The sequence below is a fragment of the Pedobacter sp. HMWF019 genome (genome assembly GCF_003061025.1).
Lineage (GTDB): Bacteria > Bacteroidota > Bacteroidia > Sphingobacteriales > Sphingobacteriaceae > Pedobacter.
Map to the genome: position 1 here is coordinate 1 of NZ_QAIL01000212.1, position 11,802 is coordinate 11,802.

Here is an 11,802-nt window from a genome sequence, read left to right on the forward strand (position 1 = left end):
GTTGTTTTCTGGTTGATGTGTCATAGTGGTAGATATTAAATGAACCAATCGTTAGTTCATTTAATAACAGCCCCAACTAAGTATTGTTTATATAAAATAAACTTTAGCTTTAATCTGTTGCACCAGGTTGTTAAACACTGGCTTTTCCGGTAGGTTCTGATGAGTGCCCATCAGGCGCATAGGATAAACAACTCCCCTTTCCCGATAAGAAGGCTGTTCATACACATAGTCGAGCAGATACAGCCCTAAACGTTCATAGAAAGAGATTCTCCTTTGAGCCTCTTCACTTAGAGGGGGTTCAACTTCCAGCAGCATGTTTCCCTTTGCGGCATCCAGGTAGTGGCTCATGATCCGGCTACCGTAGTTCTTTCCCCTTTCTGCAGTGGATACGGCTAAATGTTCAATAAACAACCAATCTGAAATCTGCCACCAGATCACAAAGGCTACGGGCTGTTCCTGGTCTGTAACCAGCTCAACCTGCATCTCTGCTCCGGAACTGATCATAGACAAAAGGACCGGCCATTCTCTTCGCTCCTGTACAGGAAAGGCACTTTGATAAAGTGCCTTTACAAAGGAAAGGTGTTCATCTTTCCGGTCCGTTATTTTTAAAAAGTTAAGCGCTGACATTTTGCTGTACGATATGTTTTACCTTATCCACCACAAAATCCAGTTCTTCTTTGGTATTGTATTTACTGAAAGAAAAACGTACCGAAGGTTTATTTGGGTCTGCAGCTATTCCAGTGAGTACATGGGAACCAATATTGGATCCTGAAGAACAAGCACTTCCTCCCGATGCGGAAATTCCGTTGATATCGAGGTTAAACAACAACATATCGGACATCTCCATTTCCGGAAAAGAAACATTTAGAACGGTATACAGACTTTTTTCCGGTTCTGTCTCACCGTTAAAACCAACCCCTGGCACTTCTGCAATCAGTTTGTTCTTTAAATAGGTTTTCAGTTCCTGGATATAGCTCTGGTGCTTTTCCATTTCGGCATAAGCTATTTCCATTGCTTTGGCCAGGCCTACAATGCCATATACATTTTCTGTTCCACCACGCATATTCCGCTCCTGGGCACCGCCAAAGATCATTGGACTGATCTTAATGTTGTGATTCACATATAGGAAACCGACACCTTTGGGACCGTGGAATTTATGCGCTGCACAAACAATAAAATGAGCTTTCAATTTCCTGACGTCGTGCATATAATGGCCCATGGTTTGCACCGTATCACAATGATAGATGGCATTATAGGTTTCACAAAGATCACCTACCTTAACAATATCCGTTAAGGTACCCAATTCATTATTGGCATGCATCAGCGATACAAAAGAACGTTCGTTCTCTTTTAACAGCTGCTCCAGGTGGGCATAATCTACATTTCCTTTCGCATCGATGTTCACATAGCTGAGTTTATCGATCACGCCGTTTTTCAACAGCATTTCCAGGGTATGCTCTACAGCATGGTGCTCAATTTTAGAGGTAATGGCGTGTTTAAGGCCAAAAGCATCAATACCACACCGGATGGCTGTATTGTCTGCTTCGGTACCACCTGAAGTGAAAAATATTTCTGCAGGAACCGCATTTAATAAGCCGGCTACGGTTTTGCGGGCCTTCTCAATTAATGTTCTTACTTCCCGCCCCTGGGCGTGGATAGAAGATGGATTTCCATAATAATTATCCATTACATTAACCATTTCAGCCAGCACCTCTTTATCCAGAGGTGTTGTAGCGGCATTATCTAAATAGATTCTGTTCATTTGCTTTTAGTTCAATTTTAAGATTTCTTTGATATCCGAGATGATTTTTGAAGCCAGTCCTTCTGCAACAGTCTCGTTCTGGGCTTCGCTGTAAATCCGGATGATCGGTTCTGTGTTTGACCTTCTCAGGTGTACCCATTCATTGTCAAACTCAATTTTCAAACCATCAATGGTACTGCTTGGCTGGTTTTTATATTTTTCCTGCACCTTTAGCAATAACGCGTCAATATCCATTTCGGGGGTAAGCGTAATCTTATTTTTAGAAATATGATAATTCGGATAGCTGCTTCTCAGTAAAGAAATGGATTTTCCGAATTTAGCCAGATGGGTCAGGAACAAAGCGATTCCCACCAGGGCATCTCTTCCGTAATGCAATTCAGGATAAATGATCCCGCCATTACCTTCTCCCCCAATAATCGCATTGGTTTCTTTCATCTTGTTCACCACATTCACCTCTCCTACTGCTGCTGCGTTGTAAGTGCCTCCTGCTTTCTCCGTTACATCCCTCAGCGCACGGGTAGAAGAAAGGTTAGATACGGTATTTCCAGGTGTATGCTTTAACACGTAATCTGCTACGGCAACCAGTGTATATTCTTCTCCAAACATAGAACCATCTTCGCAAACGAAGCACAAGCGGTCTACATCCGGATCTACAACGATCCCCAGGTCTGCATTTTTACCTTGTACCACCTTGGCTATTTCCGTTAAATTCTCCGGAAGTGGTTCAGGATTATGCGGGAATTCTCCGTTAGGTTCGCAGAACAACTCATGAATGGTTTTTACACCCAGTGCTTTTAGCAAGGCAGGCACAAAGATACCTCCTGTAGAATTCACACAATCAATAGCAATTTTAAAATTTGCAGTCTTAATAGCCTCTACATCCACCAGTGGCAGGGCCAGGATGGCATCTATATGCTTTTGCAGATAAGTATCGTTAACAACAACTTTACCTAATTCATTAACATCAGCAAAGTCAAAATCAGCACGCTCTGCCAGGTCAAGTACCTCTTTTCCATCGGCATCGCTGATAAATTCGCCTTTACCGTTGAGCAGTTTTAAAGCGTTCCATTGTTTTGGGTTGTGACTGGCGGTTAGAATGATACCTCCGCCTGCTTTTTCCAGGGGTACAGCAACTTCTACTGTTGGGGTAGTGCTCAGTCCAAGATCTATAACTTCGATGCCCAGACCCTGTAAGGTTCCGATCACCAGGTTATTGACCATTTCACCAGATATACGGGCGTCGCGTCCAAGTACAATCTTTTTATTATTGGTTTTCGCAATGACCCAGGAGCCATAGGCTGCCGTGAATTTTACAACATCAATTGGAGTCAACCCGTTTCCGGCAATTCCGCCGATGGTTCCTCTTATTCCAGAAATAGATTTTATCAGTGTCAATTTTTCGGTTTTTTATTGACCCAAAAATAAGAAAAATTTAAGTAGCGAGGGTAGTAAATGGGTACGGATTACCTGCTTTTAAAGATAAAAAGCATTCGGCTGACATAATTAATCCACGAGGTTGCATTTCAAAATACTATATTTGCCGGGTAATAAAACATTAAATACTGGCTCTATGCAGCGCAAATGGTTTCAATATTGGTTCAACTCTCCTTATTATCATATACTTTACAGTCAGCGTAATGATGAGGAAGCAGAATTTTTAATCGATAATCTTTCTGCCTATCTGAAACCATCCGCAGATTCCCGGATCCTGGATATTGCCTGCGGAAGAGGACGACATGCCATCTACCTCAATAAAAAGGGTTATGATGTAACCGGAATTGATCTTTCTGAGCAAAGTATCCGGTATGCGCAGCAATTTGAGCAGAAGAACCTGCATTTCTTTGTACATGATATGCGCCGGTTGTCTTTTATCAATTATTTCGACATCGCTTTAAATCTGTTTACCAGTTTTGGTTATTTCGAAACAGAAAAAGACCATGTCAATGCTTTAAAATCCTTCAGAAAGGGATTGAAGGCCGACGGGACTCTGGTGATCGATTATTTCAATACAGTAAAGATCATCAAAAACCTGACCCGCCAGGAAACCAAAACGCTGGAGGGTATAGAATTTCACTTGCATAAGTTTGTTTCTGAAGGTAAGATCATTAAACATATTAATTTTGAACACCGGGGCAAAACATTCGCTTTTGAGGAAAGGGTACAAGCCTTTACACTGGAGGATTTTGAAAGGATGTTCCTGAAAAGCGGCTTACAGATCGTTGCAAAATTTGGCGATTATTCTCTGGGTGAATACCATGAAACGCAATCAGACCGATTAATTTTAGTCTGCAAAAAAGCATGATAGAAACACTCCTGCAATTTGATCATGATCTATTTCTGCGGATCAACAGAGGCCTTTCCAATGGCTTCTTTGACTGGCTGATGCCTTTGATGCGCAACCGGTTCTTCTGGGCGCCATTGTATTTGTTCATTATCATTTTCTGCATTAAGGAGTATAAAAAGAAAGGATTGCTCATCATAGGTATGATCTTGCTCACCTTTGCTATTGGCGATGCCTTTTCATCCAGGTGTATCAAACCATTTGTAGCCCGGCCAAGGCCATGCAATGACATAGTCCTCTCTACAGAACTCATTCACCGCGTTCCCTGCGGAAGTGGTTACAGTTTTCCTTCTGCCCATGCGACCAATCATTTTGGGATAGCCGTATTTCTGATCCTTATTTTTTATGATCGCTGGAAACCCATACTACCTATCGGCCTGGCCTGGGCATTCGTAATATCTTTCGCACAAATCTATGTTGGTGTACATTACCCTATAGATACGCTGGCAGGTGCTATTCTGGGTACCTTAGTTGGCCTGCTCACCTCAACTATCTATAAAAAACTGCAAAATCGTATATAAATGGAGATCTGGAAATTATTTGTATTATTCTTTTGTGCCTTTTTTGGCGGAGCTGCAATTTTCCTGGTTAAAAGTGATAAATCTCAATTGCTTAAGCTGATCCTTTCTTTCAGCGGCGCTTACCTTTTTGCCATCACAGTTTTACACCTCATTCCTGATGCCTACAGCGGCGCGGATGCTCATGAGATTGGGATCTTTATTCTGATCGGCTTTTTACTGCAGGTATTCCTGGAACAGTTTTCAGAGGGTGTGGAACATGGACATATCCACAAACACAACGAAAATCACATTTTCCCTTATGGGATTATGATCAGTTTATGTCTTCATGCTTTTTTAGAAGGCATGCCTTTGGCCAAAGACCACCACAATGAGTTGATCTTTGGGATTGCCCTGCACCATATCCCTGCAGCCTTTGCACTGGCCAGCATCTTAATGCAGAACCACTACAAAGCTGGAAAGATCCTCTTTTATATCATTATTTTTGCTGTAATGGCCCCCCTGGGCTTTTATGTAAGCATAGGCCTTAGCAATGGCACTATAGGAGGTGTCGAAGCTTATTTCAATAAAATGATGGGCATCGTGATTGGTATATTCCTGCACATCTCCACTACTATTCTATTTGAATCAAGCGTGGATCATAAAGTCAGCAAGCGTAAAATGGTAGCTGTATTACTGGGCATCAGTATTGCCCTGGTTGGCTTTTACAGCTCGGGGCATTAACCCCGCAACTTATCGAGCAGAAGGTTTAATTGCAGGGCTTCCTCTTCAGTCAGGTTGGAAGAGATCATGGCCGACAGATCTACCTCTTCGTCCATTCTTTTTAAAAGTGCCAGCCCTTTTTTGCTGATGCGTATATCTACAGCCCGCTTATCAGTGGTATTGATTTCCTTTTCCACCAGTCCTTTTTGAACCAGCCGATCTACAATCCGAGAGGCATCGGACATTTTATCCATCATCCTCGATTTGATCAGGTTAATTGTAGAGGGTTTGGGATGCTGCCCTCTTAAGATCCGCAGCACATTAAATTGCTGGGTGGTAATTTCATAGGGTACAACGATTTGTTTCATCTGTTCGGTACACCAGCTATAAGTATAAAATACGTTGACTACCGCCTGCTGGAAAACACTTTCAAACCTGGATGTCTTAATTTCTTTCTGCAATTCCATGTGCACTATTTTTCTTTCTTATCCGGAGAACTGCCTTTCTTCTTTCCATATTTCCAGGGGCAATGTCTGCATTTATTTTTGCAGCAGTGCCCTCTTTTGAGGTGGTAGGCTTCAGTAAATACCATAAGTCCATCCTCATTGAAATAGAAATCGATGCCTTCTTCCATTTAATTAAGCAATTTAACGACCAAACTTTCCTGATAGTGAAATTTTAACTGGTGGCCGCTGCCATGAGTAGTCCAAACTTCCCTGGGTTTGACCTGGCTGATGGTATACAAGATATCTTTCCAGTCTGCATGATCTGAAAGATATAACTGCATCTGGTTCATTTTCTGCAGGTCTTTCCAGCCTGTTGCAAATACTTTAATCACGTTGAGTGTCTTCACATTGCTGTTAAAAACCATTGGAGGTACCAGGTAAACTAAGTTATTTACATTGGCCTTCAATATCCGCTTATCAAAAATCTCGTATGCACCCAGAGGCCTTCCCTCCTGTTCATAGATTTTTATGAATGGAAGAATACTATGGTGCACCAATATCTTTTTTTCTTTACAATGCTGGTTCATCAATTCCAGTAGTCTTTGACTTTTTCCAAGGACATAAGCGCCCAGCATAATATTCAGATCGGTCGAATTCAATTTCTTAATCTCTTCTTCCGGGTCAGGATGCTGAGTCTCCGGGTTAGCAAAAGTAGTTTCTGTGATCAGTACATCAGCCTCTACAAATTCAAAAGGTTCACAAGTTGGATCGTTTTGGAGTTTAAAATCTCCGGTATAGAGATACCTGGTTCCCTGGTACGCCATCAGGATCTGCGCAGAGCCCAGAATATGCCCAGCAGGAATAAAATGAAGTGTAACCCCGTTGATTTCAAAAGCTTCGTGATAGGCCTTAATATAGAATTCACCTGCAGCTGCCTCCCGGTACCTGTGCCTCATAAATAAAGAGGTGGCCCTGCCGCAGTATACTTTTGCGTTACCTGGTACGGCATGGTCTCCATGGGCATGGGAAATCACTGCAAGCCGAACCGGTTCTTTTGGATCTAAATAAAAATCCCCGTAAACACAGTACAAACCGATTTTAGTCTGTACCAAAAAATCCTCTGCTATCATTTAATCCTTTATCTGCAGAAACTGGTGGTGCAGGTGCAGCACCTGTTCTATAACTGAGCTGCTTTCATCATTTATCATGAAAAAATCTGCCATCTTCAGTTTCTGTTCATCTGTATATTGTTTATCCATCCTGGCCTTCACCTGTGCCTGGGTAACCTGGTCGCGTGCCATTACCCTAGCCATCCTGACCTCTATCGGAGCGGTCACGAGGATGTTTTTATCACACATTTTGTAAGAACCACTTTCAAACAGCAAAGCGGCCTCTTTTAAAATATAAGGGCAGGTTTCAGGCACCTGTGCTACCCAGGTATCAAAGGCCCTGAATACGGCCGGATGTACCAGTGCATTCAGTTTAGCCAGTTGTGCAGCATCATTAAACACGATACCAGCAATGTATTTATTGTTCAGCACACCATTTTGATGGTAACTCTCCTCTCCAAAAGTATCTTTAACGCCTGCAACCAGAACCGGATCCGTAACCATAATCTGTTTGGCCACGTCATCTGCATAAAAAACGGATGCACCAAGTGTTTCAAAAATATGACAGATGGTGGTCTTACCACTTCCAATCCCTCCTGTAATACCAATCTTTAACATTATTTTTCTATTATAAAATCCAATTTGGCAGGCTCAATTTTAATCATCTTACAATAATCGGGAAAGCGGGAAAGCTTTACCCTCAATTTATGATGCCCTTCTAATCGCCACTCCTCCAGATCTACTACCGCATCAATAAAGTCTTCATTGACCTGCTGATAGGAAGATAAAGCCACAAGAAAGGTGAGTTTTATTTTTTTAGGAAACAACTTAATATTCAAATACTGCTTGTTGTTAATCACCTTTACAGGTACCTCTATGGTTTTTTCCGTGAACTCGTCTACAGGTATCTTCACTTCAACGCTGCCTGGAAAAATACTTACATTTTTATAGCTGCTTTGTTTCATAGGAACTCTCGTACTCACCGAGTTCTGAACCCCTTTCAGTTTAAGTGTATCGGTTTTCCAGGAGTTGATCTCTTCCAGGTCCTTTTCCGGTCCGGAAACAGTAACATAGGCCGGATTAAGTTCGGTGTCGTCAGAAATCCCAAATTGTTCTCTGAACTCCAGTTTAGAAACCAGTTTTACAGGTACCTTTTTAACGGTCCTTTTGGAAAAATCGAAGTACAGGGTATCCGGCTTTACAGAAATGATCTTTTGAGAGGTTTCCAATTGCCTGTTGATGTTAAACAGCTGTTCTGAAAACAGCACGAAATTCCGGTTATTCAGCTTATCCAGACTGATGGAAATGGATTGAGGGTTGATCCTGAGCCGGGCAAATAACAACTGCCAGCCTGTCCCCTCCACTTGAAGGTCTACCGTATCCGACTGCAGGGGGTGAAATGCCTTTTTCTGCGGTACATTGGTGTAGATCAAGACTGTTTTTGCCGTATATACATATTTATTATTTAACGCAAGGAACAACCAACCACCCAGGGCCAGCAGCAAACAGACCACAAGGGTCAGAAATCGCTTTCGTTCTATTTTTGTTAATTTTATGATCGGCATACTGTAAAGTAAACAAAAATACAATAATGTAAAGGATTACCTATTAATCAGCGAAACAATTCCGCTATCCGCAGGTGAATGACATCTCATCTTTACTACATTTATGTTGCCCCCATGCTATAGGCGCCCTGCAAACAAAAAAGGGATAAGAATATTTTCAGGCCTTAGCAGGTTTGCAGCCCCTTCAGGCTGCCTAAGCTGGTGCAGCCTGAAAATATTCTTATCCCTTTTTTGTTTATACGAAATAATGACAATGCCAGCAAACACAAAACCCAGGCGCATAAAAAAAGCCGCATGAAGCGGCTTAAATATATCAAATGATAATCTCAATTATGCTTTAGGCAAAGTAGCCTTAGTTGCATCTAATGAAATCGCAGTTTTATCAAATCTGATTTTGGTACCACCCTCAACTTCGATCAGGAAAGTAGTTTCGTTCATATCCACAATTTTACCGTGAATACCGGCAGTAGTTACGATTTTATCTCCTTTTTTCAAATCCTCAACTAATTTCTTGTGGTCTTTTGCTTTTTTAACCTGCGGTCTGATCATGAAGAAATAAAATACCACCATGATAAGAACCATTGGGATTAAGGTACCCAACATTCCATTTCCGCCTGCTTGTAAAATTACTAATCCTGTAGTCATATTGTCTTTTTTGTTTTTTAATAAATATTAAGGTTGAGTCACTTCTCCAGTTAAATGTACCTGGCTGGTATTTGGATTGCCATTAGAAGTAATGGTGATCACTTTGTCCTGAATACCCATTTTACCAGCACTGCTAAAAACCACTTTGATCATACTTTCCTGACCAGGTTTGATCGGTTCAGTAGGTGGCTCAGGAATGGTACATCCGCAAGTCGCTGTTGCATTGGAAATGATCAGCGGGCTTTTTCCCGTATTTTTAAATTTGAAGTCATAATGTACTTTCTCCCCTTGTTTGATTTTTCCAAAATCATAGCTTTCCTTTTCAAAAGAAAGGATCGCAGCATCCGGAGAAGCAGGTTTTGCTGCGCTGGAAGTCGTGTCAGCTAAACTACCAGCTTTTACATCTTGTTTAGCTGTTCCCTGGTGGCAGGAAGCCAGCAATAAACCGGCAATGCCCAATACAAATAAGTGTTTCATGTGATTATTCGTCTATTAATCCTCGTCCAATTTTCTTAATGCTATTTGTGCGTTTTAAATCGCCCAAAATTTTGTCCAAGATACCGTTAATAAATGAGTTACTTTTCGGTGTACTGTAATCTTTTGATAAATCCAGATACTCGTTAATGGTCACTTTAACCGGAATAGATGGAAAGTTAAGCAATTCGCAAATCGCCATTTTCATCAGGATCGTATCCATCAAAGCGATACGCTCAGACTCCCAGTTTTTAGTCCTTTCAGCAATAAGTTCCTGATATTTATCGTAGTTCTTTAAAGTATAGGCAAACAAATCCTGTACAAACTTACTGTCTTCCGGCCAGTCCTGACTGATCGGCGTCAGTTTATTCGCAAATGGATCCTCAGAAGTGAAATTCTTCAGTGTCTTGGCCACCATACCCTGCATCACCTCTTTATCTACAGACCAGTTGATGAATTTGTCTTCAAAAGCCTGGATGATGTTTTGATTTTTAAGAATGATCTTTCTGAAGATAAACTTAATGATCTCCTTGGATTCTTCCAGTCCTTCATTGTCACCTGCCAGATAAGCCGCATATTCAGGCGTACTTTTCAGTTTGTTGTAAATGGTTTTAATGAAATCGGGTTCTGCATTCCAGTTGATCTGGTATTTATTCACAGCAGCCTGAAATTCAGGGTTCTTCTGTAATAAAACAATAAATGCATTGTGCAGCAGTTTCTGATTGGGATTCAGATCCTCTTCCGTAGGAAAGTGTTTATTAGACCTTTCAATGGCATCAACAGCAGTATACTCTGTGATTTCAGATATAAGGGCAAGCATGCGGACGTACATTTCGTAGACGTCGTCAATACTTTTCATCAATGCTTTCTTTGATGAGATCAGATCTTTCTTATCTGACATTTGCCATGCAAATATGTTTTGCAAAGCTTTAATTCTTAGGTGCCTTCTGTTTAACATGAATGTAAGAACGAGTGGTAAATTTACCTGTTTATGTGTGTATTAAAATGATGATTTGATTTTCTTAATGTCTGCCATTCTTTGTTCGGCAATACGGTTTGCAGCTATAATAGTAGGAATGTTGTCTTTTTTTGATAAACGGATTACATTGCGTGTCGCATCGTAAATATTTTCGGTGAGCTGGATCGTCCTTTTTCTGCCAAAGCCAGTAAGTTCAGAATAGCAATTGATCAGACCGCCTGCATTGATCAGATAATCTGGTGCAAACAGGATATTCTTTTCCAGCAAGAGTGCACCATGCTTGGTTTCATCTGCCAGCTGGTTGTTAGCTGAACCGGCAATGATGGCAAATTTCATTTTGGCAATGGTCTTATCGTTAACAGTTGCACCCAATGCACAAGGCGCATAGATATCTGCATCAAGCGCAAAGATCTTATCTGCTTCAACAGGTTTGGCTTTATATTTTCTGGCTACGTACTGTAAGCGTTCCTCGTTAATATCACTGATAAAAACTTCTACGTTATCATTCCTCAGCAATTCGACCAGATGTTCACCTACATTTCCAATACCTTGAACCACTACAGATCTTCCGGCCAGCATATCTGTTCCAAAAACCTCTTTAACACAGGCTTTAATTCCCAGATAAACACCTTTTGCTGTATAAGGTGAAGGATCTCCGGCGCCGCCAATAGATTCAGGAACACCGGTGACGTGACTGGTTTCCATACGGATATACTCCATATCCTTTGTAGTTGTGCCTACATCTTCTGCTGTAATGAATTCGCCGTTCAGGTTTTTGATAAAACGTCCGTAACTGCGCATCATAGCTTCTGACTTGCCTTTCCTGGAATCTCCAATGATCACGGCTTTTCCCCCACCTAGGTTCAAACCGGTAATGGCAGATTTATAAGTCATGCCCCTGGATAATCTTAATACATCTTCCAGTGCTTCTGATTCAGAATTGTAATTCCACATCCGTGTTCCGCCCAATGCAGGCCCCAGTGTGGTATCATGTATGGCTATAATGGCTTTTAAGCCTGTATCGGGGTCGTTACAAAAAACAACTTTCTTATGACCTAATGCACTTAATTGATCCAAAATAGAAGTTACCACAGAGCTGTTATCAGACATACGCTTATAATTATCAGATATGTCGCAAAACTAGCATAAAAAAACATTATTTTACCTAGTTTTAACGAAAGTCTTTAAAAAAATTACCTGCCTTTGTCTAACTTTACCTGCTCATGAAACACCTTCGTTTTTTAAATAAGTACTTCTATAA

The 11,802-nt window shown here is 41.2% G+C and carries 15 protein-coding genes; 3 read left to right on the top strand and 12 right to left on the bottom strand.

Annotation, left to right across the window (positions count from 1 at the left end; genetic code table 11):
• Positions 1–87 precede the first annotated feature (87 nt).
• Genes DBR11_RS12695 through glmM form a run of 3 tightly spaced genes read right to left on the bottom strand, consistent with a single transcriptional unit; the run spans position 88 to position 3,157 of the window.
• The gene (locus DBR11_RS12695) at positions 88–627 is read right to left on the bottom strand and encodes a GNAT family N-acetyltransferase (protein ID WP_108553039.1); all 540 of its coding nucleotides are present in this window, start codon (positions 625–627) and stop codon (positions 88–90) included.
• On the bottom strand, positions 614–1,762 hold the full coding sequence (locus DBR11_RS12700; protein ID WP_108553040.1) for a cysteine desulfurase family protein: 1,149 nt from the start codon (positions 1,760–1,762) through the stop codon (positions 614–616). Before DBR11_RS12700 ends, DBR11_RS12695 begins: the two co-directional genes overlap by 14 nt.
• A gap of 6 nt (positions 1,763–1,768) precedes the next feature.
• Positions 1,769–3,157 carry a phosphoglucosamine mutase gene (glmM, locus tag DBR11_RS12705; RefSeq protein ID WP_108553041.1) on the bottom strand — a complete coding sequence of 463 codons (1,389 nt, stop codon included), beginning with the start codon at positions 3,155–3,157 and terminating at the stop codon, positions 1,769–1,771.
• Positions 3,158–3,332: 175 nt separating this feature from the next.
• Between glmM and DBR11_RS12710 the strand changes: the two genes are divergently transcribed.
• The 3 genes from DBR11_RS12710 to DBR11_RS12720 are packed head-to-tail and all read left to right on the top strand — an operon-like array spanning position 3,333 to position 5,344.
• Complete coding sequence (locus DBR11_RS12710; RefSeq protein WP_108553042.1) at positions 3,333–4,064, top strand: bifunctional 2-polyprenyl-6-hydroxyphenol methylase/3-demethylubiquinol 3-O-methyltransferase UbiG; 732 nt, start codon at positions 3,333–3,335, stop codon at positions 4,062–4,064.
• Positions 4,061–4,624, top strand: a complete 564-nt coding sequence (locus DBR11_RS12715; RefSeq protein WP_108553043.1) for a phosphatase PAP2 family protein — start codon at positions 4,061–4,063, stop codon at positions 4,622–4,624. The genes DBR11_RS12710 and DBR11_RS12715 overlap by 4 nt, the downstream gene beginning before the upstream one ends.
• Positions 4,625–5,344, top strand: coding sequence for a ZIP family metal transporter (locus DBR11_RS12720; protein WP_108553044.1), 720 nt, complete (start codon positions 4,625–4,627; stop codon positions 5,342–5,344).
• On the opposite strand, the gene DBR11_RS12725 is transcribed toward DBR11_RS12720, so the two are convergent.
• The 9 genes from DBR11_RS12725 to DBR11_RS12765 form a co-directional block, all read right to left on the bottom strand.
• Entirely contained in the window at positions 5,341–5,790 is a 450-nt protein-coding gene (locus tag DBR11_RS12725; RefSeq protein ID WP_108553045.1) for a MarR family transcriptional regulator, read from the bottom strand. The two genes, DBR11_RS12720 and DBR11_RS12725, sit on opposite strands and share 4 nt — an antisense overlap.
• Positions 5,791–5,795: 5 nt before the next feature.
• Positions 5,796–5,957: a DUF5522 domain-containing protein gene (locus DBR11_RS29590; RefSeq protein WP_158275283.1), complete on the bottom strand. Its 162-nt coding sequence runs from the start codon at positions 5,955–5,957 to the stop codon at positions 5,796–5,798.
• Positions 5,958–6,899, bottom strand: coding sequence for an exonuclease (locus DBR11_RS12730; protein ID WP_108553046.1), 942 nt, complete (start codon positions 6,897–6,899; stop codon positions 5,958–5,960).
• Complete coding sequence (gene coaE / locus DBR11_RS12735) at positions 6,900–7,496, bottom strand: dephospho-CoA kinase (protein WP_108553047.1); 597 nt, start codon at positions 7,494–7,496, stop codon at positions 6,900–6,902.
• Positions 7,496–8,443 (bottom strand): YbbR-like domain-containing protein, encoded by a 948-nt coding sequence (locus tag DBR11_RS12740; RefSeq protein ID WP_108553048.1) that lies wholly within the window; start codon positions 8,441–8,443, stop codon positions 7,496–7,498. The genes coaE and DBR11_RS12740 overlap by 1 nt, the downstream gene beginning before the upstream one ends.
• Before the next feature lie 330 nt (positions 8,444–8,773).
• Positions 8,774–9,088 carry a preprotein translocase subunit YajC gene (gene yajC, locus DBR11_RS12750; RefSeq protein WP_108553050.1) on the bottom strand — a complete coding sequence of 105 codons (315 nt, stop codon included), beginning with the start codon at positions 9,086–9,088 and terminating at the stop codon, positions 8,774–8,776.
• A 27-nt stretch (positions 9,089–9,115) separates the two neighbouring features.
• Complete coding sequence (locus DBR11_RS12755) at positions 9,116–9,565, bottom strand: DUF1573 domain-containing protein (protein ID WP_108553051.1); 450 nt, start codon at positions 9,563–9,565, stop codon at positions 9,116–9,118.
• Between the two features lie 4 nt (positions 9,566–9,569).
• Positions 9,570–10,463 (bottom strand): transcription antitermination factor NusB, encoded by an 894-nt coding sequence (gene nusB / locus DBR11_RS12760; protein WP_233173572.1) that lies wholly within the window; start codon positions 10,461–10,463, stop codon positions 9,570–9,572.
• A gap of 99 nt (positions 10,464–10,562) precedes the next feature.
• Positions 10,563–11,651: a Glu/Leu/Phe/Val dehydrogenase gene (locus DBR11_RS12765; protein WP_108553053.1), complete on the bottom strand. Its 1,089-nt coding sequence runs from the start codon at positions 11,649–11,651 to the stop codon at positions 10,563–10,565.
• Positions 11,652–11,802: the final 151 nt, after the last annotated feature.

Bases quoted from the DNA above. Each gene is read 5' to 3' on its own strand.
- DBR11_RS12695 (WP_108553039.1), bottom strand. From the start codon at position 627: ATGTCAGCGCTTAACTTTTTAAAAATAACGGACCGGAAAGATGAACAC.
- DBR11_RS12700 (WP_108553040.1), bottom strand. From the start codon at position 1,762: ATGAACAGAATCTATTTAGATAATGCCGCTACAACACCTCTGGATAAA.
- DBR11_RS12710 (WP_108553042.1), top strand. From the start codon at position 3,333: ATGCAGCGCAAATGGTTTCAATATTGGTTCAACTCTCCTTATTATCAT.
- DBR11_RS12715 (WP_108553043.1), top strand. From the start codon at position 4,061: ATGATAGAAACACTCCTGCAATTTGATCATGATCTATTTCTGCGGATC.
- DBR11_RS12720 (WP_108553044.1), top strand. From the start codon at position 4,625: ATGGAGATCTGGAAATTATTTGTATTATTCTTTTGTGCCTTTTTTGGC.
- DBR11_RS12725 (WP_108553045.1), bottom strand. From the start codon at position 5,790: ATGGAATTGCAGAAAGAAATTAAGACATCCAGGTTTGAAAGTGTTTTC.
- DBR11_RS29590 (WP_158275283.1), bottom strand. From the start codon at position 5,957: ATGGAAGAAGGCATCGATTTCTATTTCAATGAGGATGGACTTATGGTA.
- DBR11_RS12730 (WP_108553046.1), bottom strand. From the start codon at position 6,899: ATGATAGCAGAGGATTTTTTGGTACAGACTAAAATCGGTTTGTACTGT.
- coaE (WP_108553047.1), bottom strand. From the start codon at position 7,496: ATGTTAAAGATTGGTATTACAGGAGGGATTGGAAGTGGTAAGACCACC.
- DBR11_RS12740 (WP_108553048.1), bottom strand. From the start codon at position 8,443: ATGCCGATCATAAAATTAACAAAAATAGAACGAAAGCGATTTCTGACC.
- yajC (WP_108553050.1), bottom strand. From the start codon at position 9,088: ATGACTACAGGATTAGTAATTTTACAAGCAGGCGGAAATGGAATGTTG.
- DBR11_RS12755 (WP_108553051.1), bottom strand. From the start codon at position 9,565: ATGAAACACTTATTTGTATTGGGCATTGCCGGTTTATTGCTGGCTTCC.
- nusB (WP_233173572.1), bottom strand. From the start codon at position 10,463: ATGTCAGATAAGAAAGATCTGATCTCATCAAAGAAAGCATTGATGAAA.
- DBR11_RS12765 (WP_108553053.1), bottom strand. From the start codon at position 11,651: ATGTCTGATAACAGCTCTGTGGTAACTTCTATTTTGGATCAATTAAGT.